The sequence below is a fragment of the Streptomyces sp. NBC_00207 genome (genome assembly GCF_045160965.1).
GTDB lineage: Bacteria > Actinomycetota > Actinomycetes > Streptomycetales > Streptomycetaceae > Streptomyces.
Map to the genome: position 1 here is coordinate 77,577 of NZ_CP130715.1, position 25,444 is coordinate 103,020.

The window sequence follows — 25,444 nt, forward strand, 5'->3', positions numbered from 1 at the left end:
GATGCTGCCGACCGGGGCGGTGACCGGCGACGTGTGACGGCAGCCGGGTTCCTGCCCGCGGTCGGCAGCGCCACGGGGGCTGGGAGCAGCCCATCCGAAGGCGGATCCCCGCAGTGGCTATTGCACCCCTCCGCCGGGTGCAGTGCGCCGTTGACGCACTCGAACGAGACGGCATCCCACCCGGCCAGAGTGCTCGCGTCCGGGTGTACTGCTGCCGGGGTGTGGCCCGGCGGCGGGGTTCAGAAGGAGACGTCGAAGTAGTCGATGTCGGTGAACTCGACCCGGAGCTGGTCGGCCCGGGTCCCGCCGTCCTTGAAGTAGATCTCCTGCAAGCCCTCGGCGACGATCGCGCGCAGTTCACGGTCGGCGGCGCCCCGGGCGCGGGCATCGAACAGACGCTGGGCGTAGACGGCGGGGAGGTGGACGGTGAGGCGGCGCACCCGGCCGTCGTCGGTGGCGCCGACGGGGGCGGTGTAGCCGAAGCGGGCCCGGGTCTCCACCGTGATGCCGGTGCTGGCGGCGGCCTCCTTGCGGCGCCGGCCCCGTACCACCGGCTGCCAGCGCGCCCGCACGGCCGCGTCGATACGGTCCGCGACAGGCCTGGGCGGGGTCTTGCGGTCGCCCTTGCGGTAACGCTCCACCGACCGCTGGCTGACCCCGAGCTCCGCGGCGACCGCGCGGGTCGTCTTCAGCTGCTTCAGCAGGAAGTTGATCCGGCCCTTCAGGGTCTTGGGCGGGTCCCGCGTGAACCCTTCCCGGTCCGCACGGAGCAGGGCGTCATCGATGTCCCCCACCAGCTGCATTGCCTTCCTCTCGGCCCCATACGGGCGCAGCGCCGGGGCGGGGGTGCCCCCACCCCGCTCCCGGCCGCTGGGCTGGCCGCCGCCGTGTGCAGGGCGGTCTCTCATCGTCCGTCGTGGTGGCAGTCTGCCGGACCGCGGTGTAAGGCCGCCGTAGAAGCTGCTCGCTTCGAGCTGCGAGAGGTCGAAGGAGATGAATTAGGTCGGCCGCCGGGCGGCCAGGGCCGGGGCGCTGCGGGCGCGGGCGGCGGCGCTGCAACGCCTGGAACGACAGCCGGCCGACCGCGGTGTGCCAGACGACGAGCTCGCTTGAGGACCAGGCCGCCGGGGCGCTGCCCGGCGGCCGCCACCAGGTCCGACCACTGCGGTCCTGGACCAGCGCCCCTCGCCGGCCTCCTGTCGTTGGCCATTCCCGCCGACCACACCACGCCCTAGACTGCGACCGCTCCAAAACCTGGCGATCATCAGGAGGGCGCGCAAGATGAATCGAGCACTGATCAGCGCATTTGCGGCCGTGACGTTAGTTGTGTCCGGGGGAAGTGCCGCCACCGCTTCCGACGGCGCTCCGCCGCGCACCACGCACGGCCCTTGCCAGTACACACAGACCCCGGACGAGCCGCCCGCACGTCATGTTCCGCTGCCGCCTGACCCGCGGCGCACCCCTAGCCGTGGCACGGTTGACATGGCTGTTCCGACCAGCCAGGGTCCGCTCCCGCTGCGTTTGGACCAGGCCAAGGCGCCGTGCACGGTCCAGAGTTTCCTGCACCTGGCACGGCATGGGTTCTACGACCGGACGGTGTGCCACCGTCTGACGGCGTATCCGACGCTGAAGGTCCTGCAGTGCGGCGACCCGACCGGGACCGGTGAGGGAGGGCCCGGGTACAAGTACAAGGACGAGCTGCCGGTGGATTTGCCACCCGCACCGACCGATCCGACCGGCGCGCGCCGTCTGTACGGGCGCGGCCTGCTGGCGATGGCCAACGCCGGTCCGGACACGAACGGCTCACAGTTCTTCGTCGTCTACGGCGACTCCGCACTACGCCCGAACTACACGGTGTTCGGCACGGTCGGCTCCGACGGCCTGGCAACACTCGACAAAACCGCCGCCGGAGGAATCGAGCCGACCGCGGAGGACCCGGCACCGGTCGACGGCACACCCGTGCTGCGGACCGAGCTGCTCCGCGTCCGGCCGTCCTGCTGGCATTGACTCCCAGCGGCCCGCGCCGAAGCCGCGGCCGCTGCGGTGGCGTCTGTCCGGGGGCCCACGGTGGGGGTGGGGGTGGTGGAGCGGCAGCGGGCCGTCATCGGGGAGACCCACAGCCGGGACGCGGGCGCGGGCCGTGCGGTCAGCGGCGTGGTGAGGGCGTGGAGGGTGGCGTCCACGAGGCGGCCCATCAGGGCCGTGCCGGTGGCCTGCTTCCAGGAGGTGTCGGCCGTCAGGCGGTTCAGGTGCTGGGCGACGGTGTGTGTGCTGTCGCTCTCGCGGATGTTCTGCATGCGGGCGGCCGGCAGCTGCCACTGGCGTGAGCCGACCAGGAGACCCGCTTCCCGCGCCGGCAGGATGTCCATGACCAGCGACACCATCTGCGAGTGCGCGGCCGGGTGCACCCTCAGCTGCTCCAGGGCACGGCCCGGTCGCCGCGGCCGAGGATGACTTCGCAGACAGGGACACAGCAGCACCGCGTTGCCGCGCGCATGTTGCACGCGACAGGGCCGACCCGCGCCCGCCGGGCTGGCCCTGTCCGCATTCCCGGCCCCGCACCCCCGCACCCCCGCACCCCCGCACCGCTCCGTGAACCGGTTCACGGACCTCCACATCCCCGACCCCACCCCATGGCGCTCCGCACAGGAGCGGGTAGCCGTGGCCCGGCGGCGGGTTCTCGCGGCCCGGGAGTCCTGCAACGCTGTGGAGGGCGATCCGCCCGAACTCCGGCCACACCCCCGCCATGCCGGCGTTGTCGGCGCCGGCTTCGTCGATCGCCTGCAGCAGGCGCAGCGACCGCTCCCGGTCCGCCTCCCGGCGGGCCGAGCCCTCCGGCCGCCCAGCGGTGTCCGGCGCCGGCGGAGCGGGGGCGCGGAGGGTACAGGGCACCCGCGCCACGCGCTGGCCAGCGCCACCGTTGCGGCCAGCAGGCACAAGGACAGGACGACGGTCTCGTACCCGGCCCTGTCGGCCCACGAGCCGCACGCGCCGCCGTCCCCGCCGGCACAGCGGCGCCGGTACAGCGCCGCCTGCCCGTCATCACCACCGCTCCCCCGTCCAGCGCCTACCGGCCGCGTCCCGCAACACTCGAACCACCGGGCCCGTCATCACCAGGCTCTTGCGTCACCACCATGTCCCGGTGCTGTAAGGGAACTGGGTTCGGGGCACCCGCCCGCCCAGTCGGCCACTAGCGTGCGGCCATTGGGCCCAGCAGCCCAGCCGACCACCACACCCCGGGAGACGCTGCCATGCCCATCCTTGGTCCCCGCACCCTCCTCGCCACGATCGCCCTCGCAACCACGCTGACGCTGACCGCCTGCGACCCCGCAGCCGAAGCCGAAGCCCCTCCCGCTCCTCCCGCCCCTCCCGCCGCCTCCGCCACTGTCTCCGCGCCCGCCTCCTCCAACTCGCCCGCCGGTTCGGGCAAGCACACGCTGGCCGAGGCCGCCACCGCCGGCGGGCTCACCAAGGCCACCGGTGCCAGCGCGGTCTCCGATGTCCCGGTTGACCCGGGCGAGATGCGTGACGGCATGCACCTGGTGGTCGCTGACTACAACCGTGCCGGGCAGACCTCCGGCCGCCGCATCCTTTTCGTTGGCGTCGACGGCGTTCCCGAGGACCCGAACAAGCGTCGCGAGCACCTTTGGCGCGGCCTGATCGACTACGCGCTGCAGAACGGCTCCACCGGCACCCCCACCACCGCCAAGCCGTACCAGCCCGGCCCATTCGGCGGATCCCTCGAGTGCCTCAGCCTGCCCGAGTCCGCCAACACCACCGACGTCATCTGCGGCTGGTCCGACACCACGACCGCCGCTGTCGCACTCTTCCCCCGCACCACCCCGGCCGACGCCGCCCGCCTCTTCGCCGCCATGCGCGCCGACCTCGAACACTGACCGCCCCGTCTACCGCACCCCCATGGCAGGGGCGTCGCGCAGGCAGCGGCGCCGCTGGTGATCCACGCCAGGGTGCGTTCCACTATCCAGCGTTTGGGAATGGCCTTGAAGCCCTGGCTCTTGCGGCGGCCGGGGTGATCGGGGATCTCCAGGTCGAGGCCGAGGGTCCGGCGGCTCCAGAGCACGAGTTCGCCGTCGTAACCGTGGTCCGCCCAGACCTTGGTGCCCTGCGGCCTTGATCGACTGCGCGTCGATGATCGCGGCCGTCGGCTGCTCGGAGCGTCCCGCGCGGCGGCGGACCTCCTTCACCAGCGAGGCTCCGTAGCCCTCGGCGAGCTGCGGCGATCATGGCGGTCTTCCTCATGGTGGGGTTCCCTCCCTGAGGCGGTGTCAGCGCACCGCCGTGGCGTGAGCAGCGGCTGGTGGGTCCCGGGAAGGGGGCGGTCGGCTGCCTCACTGGAGATCAACGGCGGGCTGGCGAGAACGGCATGGCCGGCCCCCGCCCGTTCCAGCGGCGCCGCACCCGCTCAGCCGCATGGCCGCGTCCCGTGACAGTCCCACCCCCAAGGGGCTGCGCGGCCTGCGGCTCGGCGGTCCCCACGATGGGGCCCGAGCGGGGTGTCCTCGCACGGGTACACGGTGGACGACTGTGGTCGATGCCGGTGCGCTGCGGTGGTCAACGGGCGTAGCGTGGTGGGGTATGAGCGAGGTTGTGGAAGCCAGGGGCCCGAAGGTTCCGCCGCCTCGGAAGAAGCCGGTGGAGCCGCCGCGGCCGCAGCCGGCGACGAAGCCGAAGTCGCTCACCGGGGTGCCGCCTAGGCTGGTCGTCACCAGCCGGCGGGCGAGGGTGCTGGCGTTCCGTGCGGACCAGTGGGCGGCCAAGAAAGCCGCTGCACAGGCTGCGCTGGCCGTCGCCGATTGGGACTACCCGCTGCTCGACGAGCACGACTTCCTCAAAACGGTCCACGGCCTCGTCCACACGGCCGTGGCAGCCAGCGGACAGAGTGCTCGCGTCCGGGTGTGGCGCCGGTACGCGCGGGTCACAGGTTCAGAAGGAGACGTCGAAGTAGTCGATGTCGGTGAACTCGACCCGCGCCGCCGGGCCTGACGGCGCACCGATCTACGTGATCCTCGACAACCTGTCTGCCCACAAGGGCACCGGCATCCGCCGCTGGGCGAAGAAGAACAAGGTCGAGCTGTGCTTCACCCCGGCATACGCGTCCTGGGCCAACGCCATCGAGGCCCACTTCGGACCGCTCCGACAGTTCAACATCGCCAACTGCCAGCCGCCCCAACCACACTGTTCAGACCTGGGCCGTGCACGCTCACCTGCGCTGGCGCAACGCCAACGCCCGCCACCACGACGTCCTGGCCGCCGAACGCTGTGAAACGCGCCCGCATCCGCAGCAAGAAAGGCATCCGTTGCGGCGGACGCCCCCTCAAATCCGCGGCGTGATCCCACTCGGCGGACCTATGCGGTCATTGGACTAGACGTACCGCAATTCTCAGTCACGGTGCCGTCAGGCCAGAACTGCAGGAGGAAGCACGCCCCCACGAGATCGCTTGTGGCTGCCTCCCATGGAAGTTCCTCAGGGGCTTCACGTCGGCTGATTCGCAGCCGCCAACGGCCAGGCGATGATAGGTGCGGTCCCTTGTCCGAGCCCGCGTCGCTTTGATCCACGAAGAAGCGCGCCGTGGGCAGATCCAGCGACATGCACACCTGATCAGGCCAGTACCCTTCATCGATCTCAGCGGATCCGTCCCACACCTCGACCCGCAGCCGCGCTTGGATGATCAAGCTGTCAGCCGTCTCCAGGAACACCGAGCCGGAACTGGCATGGACCCAATCGCTTCCTGGTAGGCGGTCCGGCAGTCCTTCGCCCGCACACGCTTCATCAACCAGACCAAACATGCCATCCACGACATATACGTCTTGCTGCATGGCGATCGACATCAATGCCACCCAGATCTCCTCCTGTCAACAAGAAGGCGTACCAACACCGCACATCATGATCGCAAACCGCCATACGCCGCACGGTCCAACCCGGCGAACCTATGCGGTCACAGCACTAGCCAGGCCGGGGTGGTGCTGGCACCACCCCGGATACGGGCAGTGGGGTGGTCGTCCGGTGGGCCGGGTTCTCGGAGGATCGGGGTGTACCGAACCGCTCCGACCGGGGGACCACTCACATGCACCTCTTCAAGAAGCCCGCGCGGTGGGCCACGGCCGCCGCGTGCGGGCTGCTCGCTTTCGCCGCCCTGCCCGCGTCGCTGGCGAGCGCCGCCGGGGCCGGGGCGAAGGGCGGCGCGCCGGCCGTGCCCGCGCGGTACGCGCAGCAGCGCCTCGACTGGCAGCCGTGCCAGTCCGGTGCGCTGGAGTGCGCCTCCATGACGGTGCCGCGCGACTGGTACCACCCGGGCACGGGGGCGGACCTGACCGTCGCGGTGTCCCGGCACCGGGCTGCGGACCCCGCCGCGCGGCGGGGCGTGCTGATGATGGCGGCCGGCGGGCCGGGCGCCTCGGGGCTGGGCCGGCCGGCGGGGCTGGCGGCGTACTCGCCCACGGTGGCGGCCGCGTACGACGTCGTCAGCTTCGACCAGCGCGGGGTCGGGGCCAGCACGCAGGTGGTCTGCTCCGACCAGGACGTGGTGGACGCCCTGTTCACCAGCGGCGACCTGCGCGACCGCTCTCGCCGGGCCGTGGACGCTACCGTGGACCGGGCGCGGAACTTCGTACGGGACTGCGAGCGGCGGTCGGGCGATCTGCTCCCGTACATCACCACCGACCAGGCCGTGCACGACATGGATCTGTTCCGGGCGCTGCTCGGCGAGTCGAAGGTGTCCTACTACGGACCCTCGTACGCCACCTTCCTCGGCGCCTACTACGCAACCGAGTTCCCGCACCGGGTCGACCGGGTGGTACTCGACAGCAACATCGGCTTCACGGGTAGTTGGCAGAAGTTCCTGACGGGCCAGCCGATGAGCTTCCAGCGCCGGTTCGAACAGGACTTCCTGCCCTGGCTCGCCGCGAACGACGCGACGTACCACCGGGGCCGGACCGCCGAGGAGGCCAAAGCCTCGTACGAGCGGCTGCGGCGCGCGCTGGGCGAGCACCCGCTGGACTTGGAGGGGACGACGGTCACCCCCAACCACCTCGACGCCGCCGCCACCTCCATCATCTACAGCGGCGACCGCTTTCCCGATCTGGCAATGCTGCTCGATGTCCTGGAGCACCCGGAGGCGGCTCCGCCGGCCGCCCGCAAGGCCCTGGCCGAGAAGCTGAAGCACCCGCTGGGGGCGCAGTTCGCGGCAGACTTCTTCTCCGTCATCTGCCAGGACACCCCGTGGAACCACGACAGCGCCTTCTGGGTCCGCCGCAGCGCGGCCGACGGCGCCGCGTACCCGATGGCCGGGGCCCGTGAGCTGACCTTCGCCTCGGTCTGCGCCGCCTGGCCGCGTTCCCAGGCGCCCCGGGTGCAGGTCACCGGGCGGGGGCTGCCGCCGATCATGATGCTCAACTCGCTCCACGACCCGGCCACTTACTACGAGGGCGCGCTGCGGGCCCACCAGGGGACGGCCGGATCCCGGCTGATCACCGTCGGCGGCGGCGACCATGGCGTCTACCAGTCGCACAACCCCTGTGTGGACGCGTACGTCGAGGGCTTCCTCGTCGACGGCCGGATGCCGACCGAGGATGCCTCGTGCGAGGGCAAGCCGCTTCCCGACCCGACCGCTAGCCGGTAGGTCGTCTCCTTCGGATCTTGCCGGTCAACCCTTCTCGAACACCTTGTTCAGCGACCGAAGCGCCCCCTGCTGAGGCCTGCCTGTCCGGCACTGGATACGCAGCAGCCGTCCACACCGCCTCACTCCTGCGCCCTTGAGGCTCCGACCACTCCCTCGGCCAGGGCGGGGGCTCTGCCCGGGGCGGATCAGTCCTGGAACCGCTCGGTCTCGGAGATCCTCGCGACGTACGACCGGACCTCGTCCGACTCGGGCACCCGCGGCCGGGGAAACCCACCCGGGGTGCGAGAAGGCCGGCCGGGGCCGAGGGCCCCATGCGGACGCAGGTTGCCGCGAGGACCACCACAGCGGCGAGGAGCAGCGTCCAGGCGGGCCGGGCCGCGTAGGGCGGCGGGCGAGGCTGGCGGGCCCCTCGTGGCCCGGGGCCGGCAGTTCGCACCCTCGCAGGACCGGTTGTCGCGGCCCCGGACGTCGATGCGGTGGCTAGGTGGTGCTCGGCATTTGGGGCGATCGCCCGGCAGCGGAGCGCGGCGTGCAGAATGTCGTCGGTGATCACCGGTGGCCGGCCGCCGCGGTTGCCTTTGCGGGCTGCGGAGTACCTGCGGATCGCGAGACGGTCCAGGTGTACCGCGCCGCGGGGTCGTTCACCCGGCCGGTGTTTCGGCGATCCACTGGGCGAGGGAGAGCAGGGTGGTTTCGACGCTGCTGGTCATGTAGTCGCGCAGGGCGTCGAGGTCGCCGCGGGTGGCGCCGAGCACAGGGTCGAGGCGCAGGAGTTGCCAGGACTGCTCGACGACGGTTCCACGTCCCTGGGGGTGGCAGGTCCAGCTCCATTGCACGATGCCGTCCTCGGCACCGCCGACCACGAAGGCGAAGGAGGCGCCGGGGTCGGCCCTTACGACCTGGGAGCGGGTGGTCCACTGCTTGCCGTCCTTGTGGTTGCGGCCGCTGAACCAGGCACCGACCCGGGGGCCGGCGCCCTGGTCGAACGTGACGTCGCTCGCGTTGGGGCTCCAGCGTCCGATGGCGGACACGTCACTGACCAGGTCGTAGACACGGGCGGGCGCGGCAGCGACCCAGGCGCGCCGGGTGAAGCTGAAATCCGATGCGTCCAGGACCTCGAAGACGTCGTGTTCGCTGGTGGTGGCGCTGGCGTGCAAGGTGTCCTCCTGGACAGGTGTGGTGGGGTCATGTCGGCAATGCCTACGTCACCACCGCTCCCGCCGGGCAGCCAGACCCGCTGGTGCCTATCCGCGCCAGGGTCAGGCTGTGCGGTCGGGCCCGGCCCATACTCGGATCCATGAACGGAAAAGTGCGGCTCGGGGAGTTCCTGCAGACGCGGCGCTCGCAGCTGCAACCGGAGGATCTCGGTATACCCGGCTACGGGGAGCGGCGCCGTGTGCCGGGTCTTCGACGAGAGGAGCTGGCGTCGCTGGCGGGTGTCAGCGTCTCGTACTACACCCGGCTGGAACAGGGGCAGTCCTTGAACGCCTCACCGCAGGTGCTGGACGCGATCGCCCGGGCCCTGCGGCTGGAGGAGGCCGAGCGCCTGCACTTGCACGACCTGGCCCGGTCGTCGGCCACGGACTCAGGCCGAGGCCGTCGGCCCGCCCCGGAGCGGGTGACGGAGGCGACCGGCCAGCTGCTGGAGGCACTGGCCCACGTCCCGGCCATCGTGACCGGCCGCCGCAGTGACGTCCTGGCATGGAACCGGCTGGGCCACGCGCTGTTCGCCGGACACCTGGACCCGGGCGCCCCGGACCGGCCGGCGGATCAGCCGAACATGGCCCGGCTGGTGTTCCTCGACGCGCACACCCGTGACCTGTACGCCGACTGGCCTGCCAAGGCCAGGGCCGTGGTGGGGAATCTGCGCCTGGTGGCGGGCCGGCACCCGGACGACACTACGCTCCACGCGCTCGTGGGTGAACTGAGCTCGAAGAGCGCGGAGTTCGCCTCGATGTGGGCCGACCACCGCGTCACGGCGTGCGCCGTCGCGACCTACGAGATGCGGCACCCGCTGGTCGGCCCGCTGACCGTCACCCAACAGACCCTGAGTCAGGGCCTGGGTCCGGACCAGGGGCAGAACATCGTGGTCGCCACCACCGAGGCCCACTCGACTGCGCGGACCACGCTGGCCCTGCTCGACCAGGTCACGCCGCAGCACGACCCGGCGCGACAGGGAATCCGGGCCGGCTCCCGCTGACCTGGCGCACCCCACAAGCCCCGCAACCCCCAACCCCCGCATCGGCGTACCGCTGCCGCATGCCCGAAAACAGTGAAGGAACCGTGTTCAAGAACAAGTTCACGTTGTCCAAGACCGCTGCGGCACGTCGTACTGACCGCGGCAGCGGTCGTCGCGGCCACCCCCGGCGTCGCGTCTGCCGCCTCCGCCCCACTGAGCTGCGCCCGCATCGCCGCGCACCGGTCGCCGGCAGCGCCACACCCCCACCGATCAGCGCCACAGCAGCAGCGCCCAGCACGACACGACGGTTGGAAATCTTGAACATCGGAATTCTCCCCAAGTCATCAGGAGGGGTGGGATTTCGGCCCCATCTCGCCCGAGGATTTCCCCGAAGAGCACCTGCTTCAAATGAATGCCACCCCAGTCGCCCCGTCATGTCCCCGAAATTCGTGTCTTGACAGCCGCCCCCGCCCATGCCGGAGAGCACCCGCGCAGCCTGCCCCCTGGCAACGGGACAGGCAGGCCCCTACCGATGCCGCGTACCGCTACCGGCAGCGTGAGGGGCACCTCGACGTCCCCTACGAGCACGTCGAGGTGGTGGGGGCGTTCCCGCTGGGGCGGTGGCTGTCGGATCAGCGGCGCATGTTCCGGGCCGGGGCCATGACCGGCGAGCGCGCGGCCGGGCTGGAGGAGCTGGGGATCGTCTGGGACACCGCCGACCACGGGTTCGAGACCAACCTCGCCGCCGCCCGCACCTACTACGAGCTCCACGGGACCCTCGCAGCCCCACGGGGGGGCCATCATCCCCGACATCCAGGTCGGGCGGTATCTATCGAACATCCGCCGCCCGGGCGGGCTGGGCATGGACCCCGTACGGGCGAAGCGGACGGACCGCGGCGCTCGCAGCGATCGCCCCGGACTGGAACCCGGGGGTGCTGGGGTGGACGGTCGGCTGGCAGCGGCGCTACGCCTGCCTCGCCCAGCTCCTGGCCGGAGGCGCCCGCCTGACCGCGATCGTGCCGGGGGTGACGCGGCACGGCGAGGACATCGGCCGGTGGCTGGCCACCCAACAGCAGGGCTGGGACCGGCTGAACGAGGAGCAGCGGCGCTGGCTCGGCGAACTCGGCGTGAAGAAGGCCCCACTCGCCCGCCAGGCGGCGGCTTAGACGGCTGCGGTGTGCGGGCCGCGCGCGGGCGGCGAGGCGTTCCAGAGGGGTCTCCAGACCCTCCAGCAGTACATCGCGCGGGAGGGCGCCCTGCCGGGGCGGGCCGGTGTGCAGGAGATGCCGGACGGGGACATTCGCCGCGTCGGGGTGTGGCCGGCCAATCAGAAGCAGCGCCACGACCGGCTCGACCAGGCGCAGCGTGCCACTCTGGCCGAGCTGGGCGTGGACTGGCCGGGTAGCGCGCTCCCGCCCGGGACCGACCGCCGGGGATCGACCGCCTGGAGGAGGCGGTCGATCAGGAGGTGCGGTGGCTCGGCTACCGCAGGATCACGTCGGACACGGACAGGAAGAACTCGCCGGTCATGCCGCCGTTCTCACCGTTCGGGGTGTCCGGTCCTCCGTGGCCGCCCCAGATGTCCACGATCGCCGCCCGGCCGGTCCGGCGCGGGATTGAGGCGAACTCCCAAGCGGTGGATTCCTCTTCCCGGGGCGCACCGTGCACCTCGACCAGGAAGGGAATCGGCTCCAGGTCCTTCCAGCTCAGGCCTTCCGAGGGAACCCAGCCGGGGCGGGTGATGAACCACCGGTGGGACCAGCTCTCGCCCTGGTGATACGCCATGTAGTCGTAGGTGAAGGTCTGGGTGGGGGCCGAGGTGTCCAGTTCCGTCACGGGCCAGTCCCCGAGGGTGTCGTCCGGGGCCAGATCCAGACCGCGGAACGCCGGGTTCCCCGCGGACGCAAGGGTGCTGCCCTCGAAGAACTTGCGGTACTCCAGGTACTTCTGCGCGTCGTTCCACGGGTAGTCGGCGAGCATCCTGTCAGCCCCCGGCACCACTTCGTGCCAGTCGGTGCTGGTGTTGACGCGGCGCGCCTCGGCGCAGATCCGTGAGGGGTCCAGGTCCCGGATCGCGGCGCCGGCCCGGCTGCGCGGGTGGTTGGCCGTGCCGTGCCGCGGATCCACCGGGCCGGTCTCAGGTGTCTTCTCGCGGGGCAGGCGCACCGCCCACTTCTCCAGGCCGGCCCGCTCCGAGCCGATGGCGACCACATTGGTGAACGGCGTGAACTGATCGCCTGCCTTGGCACGGATCTTGACATGGAGCTGCCCTGTCGGCTCCTCGTCCCCCAGGTCGACCCAGTGGGAGTTGGACTGCATCCAGTTCCATGAAGACCAGTGGAGGAAGACCGTCTGCCGCAGCTCGTCGTTGAGCCACACCTCGTACAGGTGCGGGTAGGGCGCGTCGCCCTCGTTCCAGTCCGCCGGTGGTGGCCAGGCCTCATGATCGGGGGCGTTGTCCCCGATCTGCCAGCGCAGGCTGATCCCGTACATCGTGTACTTGCCGTCATCGCGGTACCTGATGTCCGCGCGAAGGTCGGACGGAGCAGTCGTCTGGAAGTTGCTCACGGCGTCCCCTTCTCCTCGATCGAATCCATCCCTGAGGCCATCACCACGGAGCAGCACACACAACCGACAGTTACAGGCCGTGACAGAAAGTCACTGTAGATCATCCGGGGCCACCCGGACAGACGGATCACGGCCACCCAAGCCGAACATTCAGCCCATCAGGTGCCGTTCCAGACCTCTGGAACGGCCGCTCCCGCCCGGGGCCGAACGCACGGCTTCGGCGATCGCCAGGTGCACGGCTCCTTCGAGTCGGGCGGCGGCCAGCAGCGGCGGCGTTTCGATTCGGGCCCAGGAGGCCGTTCAGCAGGGCGGCGGTCAGCGGCTTTGGGGTTCGCGGTGCTCGGACGCGGGTCGGTCCGCCCGCTCGCCGGCGTACATCAGGACGTGCCGGGGGTGGTCCTCTACGAGGAACACCTGCGGTCGGGCTGGTGGTTGCTCCCCCGGCTGCTGGGCATCGCCCTGATCTGCGCGGGGGTGCTGGCCCTCGCGCGGGCCGGGGACGACGGGCCCTGACTACAGGTCGCGGTGCACCTGTGAGGGCCAGATGTGGTCCTGCGGGCTGTGCGGGATCGGTGCCGAGGCGTGGGGCGCCCAGGCCGGGTCCGCCTCGTAGCCGCCGTGCGGCTCCGCCGCGGGACCGTCCCAAGCCCCGGCAACCTGCGGCGCCCCGGGCGCGGGCGGGCGGCCGTACGGAGGGGCGGAGGGCCGGGACGGCACCGCGGTCAGCGGCTCGGAGGGAGTGGCGGGTACCTGCAGGCTGCCGTAGCGCTCCATCCGCTGCCAGCGCAGTCGGGAGCCGGCGACGGCGGTGAAGACGGACTGGATCACCACCAGGTACATGAGCTGGCGGTAGACGAACTGTTGCAGCGGCAGGCTCCACAGCGGGCCCGGCCGCTCCCCGTCCAGGCGGAACGCGTACAGGCCCATCAGGACCTGGAGGAGCAGGAACGCCGTCCACAGGCCGAGGATGCGCAGGGGGTCGAGGAAGACCAGGCCGTAGACGGCGAAGACGTCCACGACGGGCGCGAGCAGTGGCAGCAGGACCTGGAACATCAGCAGGTAGACCAGACCGCGTCGCCCGAGCTTGCCGGCCTGCCCCCGCTGGGCGAGGGCGCCCCGGTGCTTCCACATGGCCTGGAGGGTGCCGTAGCACCACCGGTAACGCTGCTTCCACAGGGCACCGAGCGAGGCGGGCGCTTCCGTCCAGGCCTTGGCCCGCTCCTCGTAGACAACGCGCCAGCCGTCCCGGCACAGGGCCATGGTGAGGTCGGTGTCCTCGGCCAGGGTGGTGTCGCTGACACCGCCGACCCGCAGCAGTGCCTCGCGGCGGAACGCGCCGACGGCGCCGGGCACGGTGGGCATGCACTCGGCGAGGTCGAACAGGCGGCGGTCGAGGTTGAAGCCGACGACGTACTCGATGTGCTGCCAGCGTCCGAGCAGCCCGCCCCGGTTGACCACCTTGGCGTTGCCGGAGACCGCGCCCACCCGGCGCTGGGCGAAGGGCTGGACGAGCATGCGGACGGCGTCCGGTTCGAAGACGGTGTCGCCGTCGACCATGACGAGCAGATTGCAGGAGGCGGCCGCGATACCCGTGTTGAGGGCGGCCGGCTTTCCGGCGTTCTGCTGCCGGATGACCCGTACGCCGGGCAGCCGGAGGGCCTCGGCGATGTCGGCGGTGCCGTCCGTGGAGCCGTCGTCGACGACGATGACCTCGAGTTGGTGGTCGGAGGCCACGAGGGAGCGGACGGCCGCCTCGATGCCGGCGCTCTCGTTGTATGCGGGGACGATGACGCTCACGGGTTCGGTGACCGGAGCGCCCCAGGGCCTGCGGCGCATCCGTACGTGCCGGCGTGCGGCGACGAAGACGGCGACCGCACGCAGCAGGCTGATCGCGCCCGCTGCCCACAGCAGCCACATGAGGGCTTCGAGGATCCAGTCGCTGGTACGGATCGCGGTGATCAGGGCGAGGCCCTGCCACCGGTCCGTGGTCGCGGCGGGCTGCACGGCCCCCCGGAGGGCGACCGCATCGCCCACCGTGGCGAACGTCCAGCCGGAGGCCTTCAGCCGCGGCACGAGCTCTTCGAGCGCGGCGACTGTCTGCGTGCGGTCTCCGCCCGCATCGTGCAGGAGCACGATCTGCCCGGCGGTGTCCTTGGGGGTGGCGCCGGCGACGATCTGTTCCACGCCCGGGCGTCGCCAGTCCTCGCTGTCCAGGGTCGTCAGGACGGTCAGGTACCCCTCCTGCCCGGCCTGGACGACGGCGCTCCAGTCGGCGTCGTCGAGCGCCTTGCCGGTGGAGGAGTACGGCGGGCGCAGCAGCGGCGTGGTGACGCCGGTGGCGCCGGCGATGACGAGCTGGGTCTCGCGCAGTTCCAGGGAACGCCGCCAGGCGGAGGCGGCGCCGAGATCGGTGTGGGTGAAGCTGTGCAGGCCGATCTGGTGGCCCTCGTCGACGATCCGGCGGGCGAGGTCGGGATTCTCGGCGACCCGGGTGCCGACGGTGAAGAAGGTCGCGGGCACGGCGTTGCGGCGCAGCACGTCGAGGATCTTCGGGGTCCAGACGGGGTCGGGGCCGTCGTCGAAGGTCAGAGCGATCGTGCGGGCCGCCGGGGCAGCGGTGCGGGCCGCCTTCCCCTCGATCACCGGCCCGCCGGAGCTGATCTCCGCCGGTACGGACGTCCCCGGATCCTGCTCACGGTGAGCCCCGTCGGGGGTGGAGTCGAACAGGTGCTGGGTGTAGCCCTGGAGGAGCAGCGCCGCCGAAAGGGTGAGCACCAGGGTGGTCAGCAACAGCCAGTGGGTGCGCAGGGGGACGTTGCGTACGGTGCTGTGCCTGCCGTGGGGGCGGCGGCGACGGTTCTTCGACAAGGGGTGGGACTTCCTGCCTGCTGCGTGGGGCGGTGCGGTGCCGGCTGCCTGCACTGTGCTGGGCCTGTCCGGTGTGACGGACGTGGCGGACGTGGCCGGCTCAGGGACGGCCGGTGGACTTGCCGCCCCCCTGTCCGGGGGGAGCGGTGGCGCGGCCGCGACCGCGAGGCGACGGAGCGGGGTCTGCCGGTCCGGTCGCGGCCTTCGTCGGGCCCTGGCCGGTGCTGGGCGTCCCCTTGTCGGTCACGGTCGTGGCGGCCGGGGAGGGTGCGGCGCGGCTGTGCGAGGCTGCCGGGGCGGGGCGTGTGCTGCTCGCCGGACCGCGGGTGGAGGGGCCTGCGGTGCCGGCCCCTGCCGTGCCCCCGGGCAGGGGGGTGTGGGGAGCCTGGGCGGAGGGCAGGAAAGGCGACTGGAAGGTGGGGCCGCCCAGCAGGGTGCTCATGAGCAGCACGACATAGGCGACGGCTGGTACCACCAGCAGGTAGCCCCAGCGACGCACCCGGCGCTGTCTGCGCCCCGACGTGTCGACGAAGACGGGGGGCTCGGCGGCGGCCGGGACCGGCTGCACCTGTGCCGTGCCGTACGCATCGATATCACCGGGGAAGAGCTCCATCGTGTCCTGATCCGGGATGCCGAGGGGTGGGTGCATGCGTGGTGGCCTCTGGATCGGGAAGCGGAGCGGACTGATGCCGGGGGCGCGCTCGAGAGGGCGCCCCATGCCGTTCAGCGCTGGAACCACCTTCCGTGTCACTCCCGGTGCTGAACCGGTCCCTTTCCGTGCGGTGGCGACCGGGATGCCCCGGTCGGCGCCGATCCACCCGCTCCGCCCTGGTTGACCGGCCGGCCGGGCGCTTCGTCCCGTTCGCCCTGGCAGACGAGGCCGTACTCGCCGGTGCACTGCTCGGCGCCGGGCTGGCCGCTTCCCTGACCGTCCTGATCCTCGCCGTGCCCGGGATCCGCCGCGCCGACCGCCAAGGCGTGCTGGACCGGAGGCGGCGCAGCGAACTGTGGTCGCTGCCGAACGCCGTCGAACGCCGGCTCGCTGTCCCCCTCCTCGGCGCCGGCGACGGGGCACACTCCGGCGCCTGAGCACACAGCCAGGGACCGGCTCTACATCCCCACGGGTCAGCGAAGACGGTCGGCGCTCAGAGACTGACCACGGCTGATCAGCGTGCCCGGCGTCCGGCACACCCGCAGGTCACACCGCAACAGCGACGGCAAAGGCGGCCGTCGGCGCATACCACCCCTCCTCCGCCCCGGACTGCACACCAAACTGATCACCCCCGCCGGCCCCACAGCGCACGTCGTTGGACCCGCCCGGGCATGCCGCGGTCACGAGCAGCCGAGGAGCACGGCGAAGAGCCGCCACTTGTCGAGGCGGCGGCCCTCACCTTCGGGCTGTCCTATGGGGCGGGGGTGAACTCCACGTCGGTGCCGCCGCAGCCGGCCGCGATGTCCAGCAGCCGGTCCTGCTCCGCCTCGTCGACCGCGAGCCCCCAGCGGAGCTTGGTCGCGGTCCACTCGGCGCCGTACCGGCACAGCGCGTCCGCGGACGGCGGCAGCCACTCCGCCGGGTCCTGGTCGGCCTTGCTCTTGTTCGAGCGGGCTGTCACCGCGACCAGGGAGGCCGGCTGGCCCTGGTCGTTCGCGTACGCCTCCCGCCGGGCCGGGGGCCATCCGCCGCCCCTGAATCCCAGGCCTCGGCGAGCGGGATCATGTGGTCGATCTCCAGGCCCGGCCGAGGGCTCGCCGGACACCTCCACATCCCCGGTCTGGAAGCGGAGGCGGGTGAAGGCTGGCCGATGTCACTGAACCTTGACCGGCCAGCCGCTGGGGCCATATGTCAGCGCGCGGTGACCGAATACGCGGCGAGCGCACGGTTGCCGCGCGGCTTGGCGATGGCCCGGAGAACGTCGGCCTGGCTCAGGACGAGCTGTCTCACCGGCTCGGGCAGCGCGGCCAGACGCTCCTCCGTTCCGACCAGGTCGAGGCAAGCAGCGATTTCCCAGTCACCGTCCTGAAGGTCTTCGGTATCGACCGACCTGCCGCCGTCAGCTGTCCAGCCGGCCTCAGGCAGGAGCCGCAGCAGCCCCTCGCGGGAGAAAGCCGTGCGGACGTTGCCCTGGCCATGCGATCCTGCGGCCTCGGCCTGCCCCTGGATCAGCACGGCGAGCAGGTGCGCCAGCTGGTCGCCAGATGCAGGCGTCAGGTCCCACTCGGTGAACCACAGCCGCCGCGCCCACGGCCGTACCCGGGCCAGTGTGTCGCGCAGTTGTCCGAGCGATGCGAAGTACCAGGAGCAATGTGCGAGCACCACGTGGTCAAAGGTGCTTTCGGGGAAGTCGACTGATCGGTCGAGGACGTCGGTGCCGAAGCGGAAGTCGATGCGCGGCCCGAGAGGGCCCGCCGCGAGCCGGGCTGCCGATTCCCCGAGCGTGACCGGCGTCCCATAGGAGGGGTCGGCCACGTCAATGGCCACCACGCGCCCATGGGGGCCAACCGCCTCTGCAAGGACGGCGGTCATGTCGCCCTGGCCGCAGCCCAGTTCGAGAACAGTGGAGCCTGGTGCGATGTGCCAGCTCGCCACGAGCGCGGCGCGGTGGCGAGTCTGGGACAGCTGGATGTCCGGGCTGTGATCGGCGGCGGCCATGCCGGCTGCGAGCGACGGGGCCTTGGCGCGGAGATCGGAGTGATTCACAAAGTCCTTGGTGATACTCGGCGGTCGGTGCGAGCCGATGGTATGAGACGCGTGGGCAGTGGCGCCTGCGACTTCCTGGGCATGTGCTGTGGTGCCGCAGTCTGAGCAGATTGGAAGCACGCGCTCACGGCCCGGGGCGGATCAGTCCTGGGGCCCAGGGCCGTCGGAGATCCTCGCAGCGTACGAGCGGATCTCGTCCGGCTCCGGCACCCGCGGCCCGGGAAACGTACCCGGAGGGCGTGGCGGCCGGCCGGGGCCGAGGGCCATGCGGACGCAGGTGACCGCGAGGACCACCACGGCGGCGAGGAGCAGTGTCCAGGAGGCCGGGCCGCGCAGCCCGGCCCAGGGGCCGGCGTAGTGGTGGACGGCCCAGCCCGCGGCGCTCAGCGCGGGGCCGAGCGCGGTACCGCTGTAGAAATGCCGCGGGTCCACCGCGGATTCTCCCTTCCACCCGGGGGTCGCGTTCCACCGGGTCGTACCCGTGCTGACAACGCTCCGCACCCGGGAAAGGACCCGGCCCCCCGGCAGCCCGCCGTGCCGGCTTCCTGGCCCCCGGGGAGCAGCACCGGGCACCCCAGCCCTGCCCGTGCCTACCTGGTGCTTTGCGCGTCAGAAGCACCCCCTCTGCGCAGCGTCATGGGCGGCGGTACCACGGGCTGGTCCAGCGCTTGCGGCCGGTTCATGGCGCTGCGCGCCCAGCAGGGTGCCCGTTGCCCACTCGCCGCTCCGGTACTGCGGGACGATCCGTGCTCGCCTTCGTCCACCGATCGGCCCGCCCATGTCGCGAGTCTGGCGGGCTCACTCGTAGCATCGTGCACAACGTGCGGGATGCGCATGGCGCCGCTCGTGGCAATTTGGCGACGAGTGAGTCCGCCGAAGGGGTCCGAGGTGAGGTCCGAACCGCTGAACGAAAGCGCGTATGCGGGTCCAGGGGGCACCAACCCCGCGCCACGTGGAGTCCGATGGCGCCAATCGCCGGTTCTTCCGGTGGCTCTGGGCCTGCTGCTTGGCTCGATCGCTTCCTTCCTGCCGACCGGGACCGCACATGCGCACGACGTGGGGGCCCGCCGGGGCGTGGAGCCGGACACGCAGTGCCGGCCCACGATGGTTGGCGTGGCACACCAGGACGATGACCTGCTCTTCGTCGGTGCTGAGGTCCAGAGACTGATACGCGCCCGGTGCTTTGCCGGCACCGTCTACCTGACGGCCGGTGACGCCGGGCGCCCGTTCACCGGCGACGACTCCTACATACTCCGGCGAGAACAGGGTCTGCGTTCGGCCTACGCGCTGATGGCGGGAGTCCCGAGCCACTGGCGCCGGGCCGATCTTACGGTGCGGGGCCGCAGCCTCGTGTCCTTCGTCCTGAACGGCCGCCCCGGCGTACGGCTCGTCTTTCTCCGGTTGCCCGACGGATTCTCGAGGGGTGTCGGCAGTCCGCAGTACTCTCAGCAGAGCCTGCTGAAGCTGTTCCGCGGGCAGATCGCCTCGATGAGGCCGGTGGACGGCACAAGATCCTTCACGGCGGCGAACCTGACCTCGGTGCTGTCCGAGGTGCTCACGCTACGCAACGCGGAACGCGTTCTGACACTGGACTACGACAGCGCCACGTTCGGGGTCGGCCCGCCTCATCCGGCCGATCACAGCGATCACGAGATGGCCGGGCGGATATTCAGGCGGGCGGCATTCGGCTCCCCCGCCCGACCTACCGTGACACCGTACATCGGCTATGGTCTGCCGCTCCTGCCGCCAAACCTTACAGCGCGCCAGCAACGCGACAAGAAGGCTGCCTATTACGCCTATGCCGCATACGCAGGGTGTATCACACTGCCCTGCTCCTCCCGGTTCACCCTGAGCCGGAGCTTTCGTCTGTGGATGGAGAGGGAGCACCGCAGGCTGCACCGGCAGCCCCGTCCCGGGGAGACCTTGTCGGTCATCGGTCGTACTCCTGCGCGGACAGCCGTCGAGCACTGCCTCACGCGCAGCGTAGGGCAGGCCACTGACGACACCGTGAAGACGCAAGACTGCGCTGGCAGCCGCGACCAACGCTGAACCTTTGACCGCGGCACCATCAGGACCGCCGGAACCACTGCCTGCCTGACTACCGCTCCAAGGTTTGGACTGGCAGCCTGCGACGGATCGGACGACCAGACCTGGTGGCGCGATGCCGACGGCAGGATCGGATCAGGTACACAGTGCCTGCACTTGAGGAGTGCTGGTCGAACGGGAGTCACCTGAACTCCAGACCCGACCGGTCCTCCCCCCGCCATCGTGACCTCCGCGTCCATCACATCGAGCGGCAGCATGACCGCGCGCACCGGGTGGACGTCACGTCGCCGAGGTGCCCGGCCGCACGGCGAGGCCAGAGCACCCACAGGCACGACGCCTGGCGTACCGCCACGACCAGTGTCCTCGCGGCAGTGCGCAGCTTGTCACCCGAGCGGTGGGAGGCGAGGACGTCCGCAATGGCCAACCGGCGGCGACTGTGAAAATCGCTGTCCGATCACCGGAGCACGGTGATAGACATCCGGCGTGGAAAAGAATCTTGAGTTCCCTGACCTGTTGCGACTGATCGATGAACGGTCGACCGCCTTCCGCGCCGTGGTCGCCGCCGCGCCCGGTCTCGACGCGCAGGTGCCGTCCTGCCCCGGGTGGACGCTGTTCGATCTGGTGAAGCACCTGGGTGGGGGGGACCGTTTCTGGGCCGCCATCGTCGGCGCGGGGTCTGCCGACGCTCCCCCGGCCGAGGCCGTCGCCGCGCGCGCCGCGCTGGAAGTGCCGCAGGAGCGTGAGGCCCTGCTGGCCTGGCTGGACGCGTCGACGCAGCTTCTGCTGGGCGCCCTGCGCGCGGCGGGACCGGAGAGCGGTTGCTGGACGTGGTGGCCCGCGTCGCAGTCACCGCAGACCGCCGGCGGCACCGCCCGGCACCGGGTCCAGGAGACCGCGGTGCACACTTACGACGCCCAGCTCGCCGGGGGCTCCCCGCAGCCGCTGCCGGTCGAGCTGGCACTCGACGGTGTGGAGGAGTTCCTGTTCACCGTCTGCGCAACGCCGAGTGCCTGGCCGCACAAGCCCACGGCCTTCGACTTCCACGCCGCCGAGGGCCGCTCCTGGCGCCTCACCGTCGACGGCGACGGCGCACGCATCACCCGCATCCCCGCGCCCACCGCCGCGACCGGCGAAGACTCGGACGCAGCCGGCGCCTCCGTCCACGGCACGGCCAGTGAGCTGGTCCTCTACCTGTACGACCGGATCCAGGCCGACTCCTTGCACGTTGACGGAGATGCAGGGCTGCTCGACCTGCTCCGCGCCTGGGAGCCGGAGGAGAAGTAGGACGTAGCGGGGACGGTTGGCCGCGCCTCGAGCCGGTAGGACACGACTCTTCGCCAGGTTCGTCAGTCGCGGCACCGGGCTCAAACCCGCGAGGCGGCCTCGGGGCGTCACCAAGCCGACCGTCTACCTGGATGGCGGTGCGAATTTGTCCGTCCCAGCGATCACGAGAAGCGACGCGACTGCCGTCGTCCCGATCTCGTCGAGATGTCAGTCGATCGGGTGACTGCGGCGGCGGCTGTGCATGAGAGCAGGGCCTCTTGGTAGCTCGGCTCGAAGGGTGTCGAATCCAACGTGCGGTCCAGTGGGCCCTGTTGTCGCATTTCTACGGCAACGCGGGAGTGGGGTCCACTTCAGCCACTCTCGCGTGTGACTGTCTGGCTCGCAGGTTCGGGAACGCCAGAGACCACGGGGCGCGCGAGCGTCGGTATCCCACCGACATGTCGGACGCCGAGTGGGCGGTGGTCCGGCCACTGCTGCCGGTGCCGGGCTGGCTGCGGGGCCGGGGCGGGGCGGGGCGGGGCGGGCAGCCGGAGGCTTATTGCCACCGCGCGATGCTGGACGCGATCCGCTACCTGGTCGACAACGGCACGAAGTGGCGGGCCATGCCTGCCGACTTCCCACCGTGGGACCGGGTCTGCGCGTTCTTCCGGCGCCGGCGCAATCACGATCTGGTCCGCGAGTTCCACGACCGGCTCCGCCGCCTGGTCCGCGAGCGGGCCGGGCGGGACTCGGAGCCGGGCGCGGGCGTGATCGACTCGCAGTCGGTCAAAGCGGACGCGGTCGTCGGCTCTGACGGCCGCTGCTTCGACGGCGGCAAGCTGATCAACGGGCGCAAGCGGCACGTCGTGGTCGACACCCTTGGCCTGCTGCTCGCGGTGATGGTCACCGCAGCGGATGTGGGCGACCGCGCCGCGGCCCAGGTCCTGCTCACCCAGGTCACTGCCGCGCACCACCTGCTGGCCCTGGTCTGGGCCGACGGCGGATACACCGGCAGCCTCGTCGAGTACTGCCTCGCGGCCCTCGCCCTGGTCCTCGCCATCGTCAAACGCAGCGACGACATGCGCGGCTTCGTCGTGCTGCCCAAGCGTTGGATCGTCGAGCGGTTCTTCGCCCACCTGATGCGAAGTCGCCGTCTCGTGCGCGACTTCGAGCGTTCCATCGCCAGCGCGGAGGCGATGGTCTACTGGTCGATGACGATGCTCATGACCCCGCGTTGCCCGGCCACGTCCTTCGCGAGCGTGAATCGGCCAGGTGCCGGCTCGGTCAGCCAGCCGCGCGCCGTCAGCCGCTTGGCCTTCGATCGCAGTGCCTCCACCTTTCCCGGTACGGGGTCCAGGCCGAAGCAGGCGGCCATCTCCTGCCACGTCAAAGCTCCTTGACCGAGTCGGTTACGGTCGCTGAGGGCCTGCAGGATGCGCTGGTAGTCCACCGACAGCGCCGACCAGGCCAGCCCCGCGCGCCACACCGGCACCACTGTTTTGGCTTCGCCGCCTCCGCCGGTTCGGGCCGCGCCGGCTGCACACCGGGAGCCGGCAGACCCTCGGAGGCGGCGGGGCCGACGACGACGTCGTTGCCCGGGGCCAGTCCCTCGCCAACGCGTGAGCGGGCGATGACCCACTCGTTCCACTCCCGCTCAGCCACGGCCGGCCCGGCCTGGAGGCGGTCGGCCTCCTCCCGCAGATCGTCGACACGACGGCGAGCGGTGAGCTCACGCTCTTCCAGCAGTCCCCCGACCGACGGCATCCTCGACCTCCAGCAAAGCAACGACACGACACGTCACCACTGCCACGAGACCGCCGACCCTATGCCTGACCAGCGAGAACGCAGTCCTCAAGCCTGGAAAGACAACAACCTCCAAGGCAGCTGCGTTCCGACAGGATTCGCCACGCGACTCGCCGTCAGTGTCCCAGCAGCGCCTTGGCCGCCACGATGATCAACCCGAGCACGAGGTTGACGGCCACTTCGGCGACCAACTGGCGGCGGGTCGCGCCGCCCCGGACGGCGCTGAGGCAAGCCCACGTGACCTGCTGCGCCACGGCGACGCCGAGAGCGAGCCATACGCCGCCGCCCGAGTCCAGCCCCAGGAGCGGGCTCACCGCCACGATCGCAGCAGGCAGGGCGGCGGCCTCGACGATCGGCCACTCGTGCCCGGCGACCAGACGGATCTCGCGTCCGCTCCACGGCTGGCCGACCAGCCGTTCGCCCGCGAGGTGCGCGTAGACGTGCGCGGCCCAGAACACCAGGCCCGTGACGACCAGCAGCATCACGAGCTGGAATCGCGAATAGTGCCCCACGGCCCCGGCGGTGGCCAGTACGGACGCGGCAAGCAAGGAACCGTAGACGGCGCCCGCGCAGTCGGTCTTGGACTGCCCGACACGTGGGGTAGTGCGCAGCCTCACCCTCACTTTCCCACCGTAGATGCGGGGCACCGGCCCTGCATGTCGACCTTCTCCGGGTGGGATGTGTCCGACCCCCATGGGTTCTCCCCGCGGGCGCAGGGTCGACTGGGGCTGTGGCGTCGCGCCGTCGTGGGCGTGCGGACCATCCCCGCGGGCGCGGGGACCGCGGCCCCGACCCGGAGCCGGCATGCCAGGGGCCGCGGCCGCGAGTGTGGTGGAGCCGGAGCGGGCGGCGGCCGGGAAGACACGGGGCGGGAGGCGGCCGGTGGCGCCCGGCCCGGGGGCCGGCGACGCCGTAGAGGACGATCCGCTCAACACGGCCGCACTCCCAGGACCTCAGACCGGCCCGTCCCCCGCGTCCCGCCCGGCGGGAAAACCCCGACAAACGGCGACCGCGTGTCGAAAGTGCCAGAGGTGTGCCGCACACCAGACACCGCACACCACAGACCCCCACCACCAACCACCCGGCCAACCACGACCCCACACCCCCCTCCCCCAACCACCAACCGGAACCCAGACGGGGTCCTCCCATCCTCCGCGGGCGCGGGCGGCACAACCCAACCCCCGGCAGGCCGGGACATCACGGCCCGGTCCACCGAGCACGACACGAGGCCCAGCCCGCAGCCCGCACCGGGAGCCGCCGCCCACCGGCCGCGCCCCGTAGCCCTGGCGGGCGCGGTCCATTGCCGGCAGGCAGGGACCGCAGCCCCGGCCGGAGCCGGCACGCCGGGACCGCAGCCGCGGGAGCGAGCGGCGGCCGGTGCGGGGCCGGCGGCGGGAGCGGGACCCGGGGCCGCGGCGGGGACCCGCCGGGGGGCGCGGCCGGGGGCCCCTACTCTCTTTGGTCAAGGGAATCGAGACTGCGTTGGATCGAACGGCCAGGCAGCATGGCGGTGTGGCTGATCTTCTGTGGGATGACGTGAGCTGTTTCTTCGATCCGGACCTGATGGGGTCGCTGCCGGACGTGCGTGTCCCGGGCTGCTCGGTGGAGGATTGGCAGGCGGTCCTCGATCTTGTCGAGGCCAGGGGCTGGAACTGCCAGTACTCCGAGGGCGAGACGGTGATGCCGGTGCCCCGGGCGGAGACCGTGCTGTCCCGCCCGGCGGACGCTGAGTGCCCGGACCTGCGGGTCTGGCCGACTTCCGACGTGCTGGCGATCTTCCGTTTCAAAGACGACGAGGTCATCGACTTCGACGTCGACCTGCGGGAGTTGCAGGGCCAGGAACGACTCGATGTGTTCTGCGGCTTCCTCCGGGAGATCGGGCGACGCTTGGCCAAGCCGGTTCTGATGGATCCGGAGGGCGACTACGGCCATCCGGTGCTCGGCTTCGATGTCGAGGCCGATCGGGTCGTCCTTCTGGCTGAGCCGCTGGTCATGTGACCGCGGCCGCAGGCCGGGACTCGTAGAAGGTGCCTTCACGGAGCATCGCGAAGAGGACATCGGCCCGCCGTCTGGCGAAGCAGAGCAGAGCCTGCGACGAGGCGGGCGCGGCGGTGTTGGCGGCACCGCAGTCACGGCGGCGGCGGTGCGGGTGCCGTCGCTCTCCCCATGAGCCGATCAGGAGGCCCGCTTCCCGCTCCGGCAGGACCTCCCGCAATATCGCCACCTTCCGGGAGTGCGCGGCAGGCTGCACCTTCAACTGCTTCAACCCACGGGGCCGGTTACCGGGGTCGAGACCGCAGGGAACCGTCACGCCCTCGGCCAACGGACCCCAGACACGCTTCACGTCCAGGATCGCGGGCGCAGCCCACGGACCGGCGG

General features: G+C 71.3%; 22 protein-coding genes and 4 pseudogenes. 14 read left to right on the forward strand and 12 right to left on the reverse strand.

Features of this window, described 5'->3' with window-relative positions; translation table 11 throughout:
* Positions 1–239: 239 nt before the first annotated feature.
* Positions 240–794 carry a telomere-protecting terminal protein Tpg gene (gene tpg, locus OG472_RS00390; RefSeq protein ID WP_405834720.1) on the reverse strand — a complete coding sequence of 185 codons (555 nt, stop codon included), beginning with the start codon at positions 792–794 and terminating at the stop codon, positions 240–242.
* Positions 795–1,482: 688 nt separating this feature from the next.
* Here tpg and OG472_RS00395 point away from each other — a divergent pair.
* The 4 genes and pseudogenes from OG472_RS00395 to OG472_RS00410 all read left to right on the forward strand — a co-directional run.
* Positions 1,483–2,007, forward strand: a complete 525-nt coding sequence (locus tag OG472_RS00395; RefSeq protein WP_405826976.1) for a peptidylprolyl isomerase — start codon at positions 1,483–1,485, stop codon at positions 2,005–2,007.
* Positions 2,008–3,251: 1,244 nt separating this feature from the next.
* Positions 3,252–3,896, forward strand: a complete 645-nt coding sequence (locus OG472_RS00400; RefSeq protein WP_405826977.1) for a hypothetical protein — start codon at positions 3,252–3,254, stop codon at positions 3,894–3,896.
* 700 nt (positions 3,897–4,596) lie between these two features.
* Positions 4,597–5,004 carry a hypothetical protein gene (locus OG472_RS00405; RefSeq protein ID WP_405826978.1) on the forward strand — a complete coding sequence of 136 codons (408 nt, stop codon included), beginning with the start codon at positions 4,597–4,599 and terminating at the stop codon, positions 5,002–5,004.
* Positions 4,973–5,352, forward strand: a pseudogene (locus tag OG472_RS00410) (transposase); the annotation flags it as partial. The gene OG472_RS00405 and the pseudogene OG472_RS00410, both read left to right, overlap by 32 nt.
* A 15-nt stretch (positions 5,353–5,367) precedes the next feature.
* Here OG472_RS00410 and OG472_RS00415 read toward each other — a convergent pair.
* Positions 5,368–5,859 carry a hypothetical protein gene (locus OG472_RS00415; RefSeq protein ID WP_405826979.1) on the reverse strand — a complete coding sequence of 164 codons (492 nt, stop codon included), beginning with the start codon at positions 5,857–5,859 and terminating at the stop codon, positions 5,368–5,370.
* A gap of 227 nt (positions 5,860–6,086) precedes the next feature.
* On the opposite strand from OG472_RS00415, the gene OG472_RS00420 reads away from it, so the two are divergent.
* Positions 6,087–7,640, forward strand: coding sequence for an alpha/beta hydrolase (locus OG472_RS00420; RefSeq protein WP_405826980.1), 1,554 nt, complete (start codon positions 6,087–6,089; stop codon positions 7,638–7,640).
* Positions 7,641–8,281: 641 nt separating this feature from the next.
* On the opposite strand, the gene OG472_RS00425 is transcribed toward OG472_RS00420, so the two are convergent.
* A complete protein-coding gene (locus OG472_RS00425; RefSeq protein WP_401614918.1) occupies positions 8,282–8,797 on the reverse strand; it encodes an SRPBCC family protein in 516 nt (171 codons plus the stop codon).
* Between the two features lie 140 nt (positions 8,798–8,937).
* Here OG472_RS00425 and OG472_RS00430 point away from each other — a divergent pair, with 140 nt between their 5' ends.
* From OG472_RS00430 to OG472_RS00440, 3 genes are all read left to right on the forward strand, one after another.
* The gene (locus OG472_RS00430) at positions 8,938–9,840 is read left to right on the forward strand and encodes a helix-turn-helix domain-containing protein (RefSeq protein WP_401614915.1); all 903 of its coding nucleotides are present in this window, start codon (positions 8,938–8,940) and stop codon (positions 9,838–9,840) included.
* Between the two features lie 387 nt (positions 9,841–10,227).
* On the forward strand, positions 10,228–10,827 hold the full coding sequence (locus OG472_RS00435; protein ID WP_405940609.1) for a helicase associated domain-containing protein: 600 nt from the start codon (positions 10,228–10,230) through the stop codon (positions 10,825–10,827).
* The gene (locus OG472_RS00440) at positions 10,752–10,985 is read left to right on the forward strand and encodes a hypothetical protein (protein WP_405835038.1); all 234 of its coding nucleotides are present in this window, start codon (positions 10,752–10,754) and stop codon (positions 10,983–10,985) included. The genes OG472_RS00435 and OG472_RS00440 overlap by 76 nt, the downstream gene beginning before the upstream one ends.
* Before the next feature lie 316 nt (positions 10,986–11,301).
* On the opposite strand, the gene OG472_RS00445 is transcribed toward OG472_RS00440, so the two are convergent.
* Positions 11,302–12,387 (reverse strand): lytic polysaccharide monooxygenase auxiliary activity family 9 protein, encoded by a 1,086-nt coding sequence (locus OG472_RS00445; protein ID WP_405826981.1) that lies wholly within the window; start codon positions 12,385–12,387, stop codon positions 11,302–11,304.
* Positions 12,388–12,723: 336 nt separating this feature from the next.
* Between OG472_RS00445 and OG472_RS00450 the strand changes: the two genes are divergently transcribed.
* Positions 12,724–12,900, forward strand: a complete 177-nt coding sequence (locus OG472_RS00450) for a hypothetical protein (RefSeq protein WP_405826982.1) — start codon at positions 12,724–12,726, stop codon at positions 12,898–12,900.
* Here OG472_RS00450 and OG472_RS00455 read toward each other — a convergent pair whose 3' ends face one another.
* Positions 12,901–15,255 carry a glycosyltransferase gene (locus OG472_RS00455; protein WP_405940610.1) on the reverse strand — a complete coding sequence of 785 codons (2,355 nt, stop codon included), beginning with the start codon at positions 15,253–15,255 and terminating at the stop codon, positions 12,901–12,903.
* Between the two features lie 100 nt (positions 15,256–15,355).
* Positions 15,356–15,904 (reverse strand): hypothetical protein, encoded by a 549-nt coding sequence (locus OG472_RS00460; RefSeq protein WP_405940611.1) that lies wholly within the window; start codon positions 15,902–15,904, stop codon positions 15,356–15,358.
* A 95-nt stretch (positions 15,905–15,999) separates the two neighbouring features.
* On the opposite strand from OG472_RS00460, the gene OG472_RS00465 reads away from it, so the two are divergent.
* Positions 16,000–16,344 carry a hypothetical protein gene (locus OG472_RS00465; RefSeq protein WP_405940612.1) on the forward strand — a complete coding sequence of 115 codons (345 nt, stop codon included), beginning with the start codon at positions 16,000–16,002 and terminating at the stop codon, positions 16,342–16,344.
* Between the two features lie 314 nt (positions 16,345–16,658).
* On the opposite strand, the pseudogene OG472_RS00470 reads toward OG472_RS00465, so the two are convergent.
* The 3 genes and pseudogenes from OG472_RS00470 to OG472_RS00480 form a co-directional block, all read right to left on the reverse strand.
* Positions 16,659–16,990 (reverse strand): annotated as a pseudogene (locus tag OG472_RS00470) (HNH endonuclease family protein); the annotation flags it as partial.
* 108 nt (positions 16,991–17,098) lie between these two features.
* Entirely contained in the window at positions 17,099–17,953 is an 855-nt protein-coding gene (locus OG472_RS00475) for a class I SAM-dependent methyltransferase (protein ID WP_405940613.1), read from the reverse strand.
* A gap of 141 nt (positions 17,954–18,094) precedes the next feature.
* The gene (locus OG472_RS00480; RefSeq protein ID WP_405940614.1) at positions 18,095–18,385 is read right to left on the reverse strand and encodes a hypothetical protein; all 291 of its coding nucleotides are present in this window, start codon (positions 18,383–18,385) and stop codon (positions 18,095–18,097) included.
* A 681-nt stretch (positions 18,386–19,066) separates the two neighbouring features.
* Between OG472_RS00480 and OG472_RS00485 the strand changes: the two genes are divergently transcribed.
* The 3 genes and pseudogenes from OG472_RS00485 to OG472_RS00495 form a co-directional block, all read left to right on the forward strand.
* Positions 19,067–20,002 (forward strand): PIG-L family deacetylase, encoded by a 936-nt coding sequence (locus OG472_RS00485; protein ID WP_405940615.1) that lies wholly within the window; start codon positions 19,067–19,069, stop codon positions 20,000–20,002.
* Positions 20,003–20,482: 480 nt separating this feature from the next.
* The gene (locus tag OG472_RS00490) at positions 20,483–21,283 is read left to right on the forward strand and encodes a maleylpyruvate isomerase family mycothiol-dependent enzyme (RefSeq protein ID WP_405940616.1); all 801 of its coding nucleotides are present in this window, start codon (positions 20,483–20,485) and stop codon (positions 21,281–21,283) included.
* A 437-nt stretch (positions 21,284–21,720) separates the two neighbouring features.
* Positions 21,721–22,428: pseudogene (locus OG472_RS00495) on the forward strand (IS5 family transposase); the annotation flags it as partial.
* A 35-nt stretch (positions 22,429–22,463) separates the two neighbouring features.
* On the opposite strand, the pseudogene OG472_RS00500 reads toward OG472_RS00495, so the two are convergent.
* Positions 22,464–23,026, reverse strand: a pseudogene (locus tag OG472_RS00500) (hypothetical protein).
* 155 nt (positions 23,027–23,181) lie between these two features.
* A complete protein-coding gene (locus OG472_RS00505; RefSeq protein WP_362241918.1) occupies positions 23,182–23,682 on the reverse strand; it encodes a hypothetical protein in 501 nt (166 codons plus the stop codon).
* 895 nt (positions 23,683–24,577) lie between these two features.
* On the opposite strand from OG472_RS00505, the gene OG472_RS00510 reads away from it, so the two are divergent.
* Entirely contained in the window at positions 24,578–25,063 is a 486-nt protein-coding gene (locus tag OG472_RS00510) for a hypothetical protein (RefSeq protein WP_401614744.1), read from the forward strand.
* Here OG472_RS00510 and OG472_RS00515 read toward each other — a convergent pair.
* On the reverse strand, positions 25,056–25,289 hold the full coding sequence (locus OG472_RS00515) for a hypothetical protein (protein WP_405943259.1): 234 nt from the start codon (positions 25,287–25,289) through the stop codon (positions 25,056–25,058). The two genes, OG472_RS00510 and OG472_RS00515, sit on opposite strands and share 8 nt — an antisense overlap.
* Positions 25,290–25,444 lie beyond the last annotated feature (155 nt).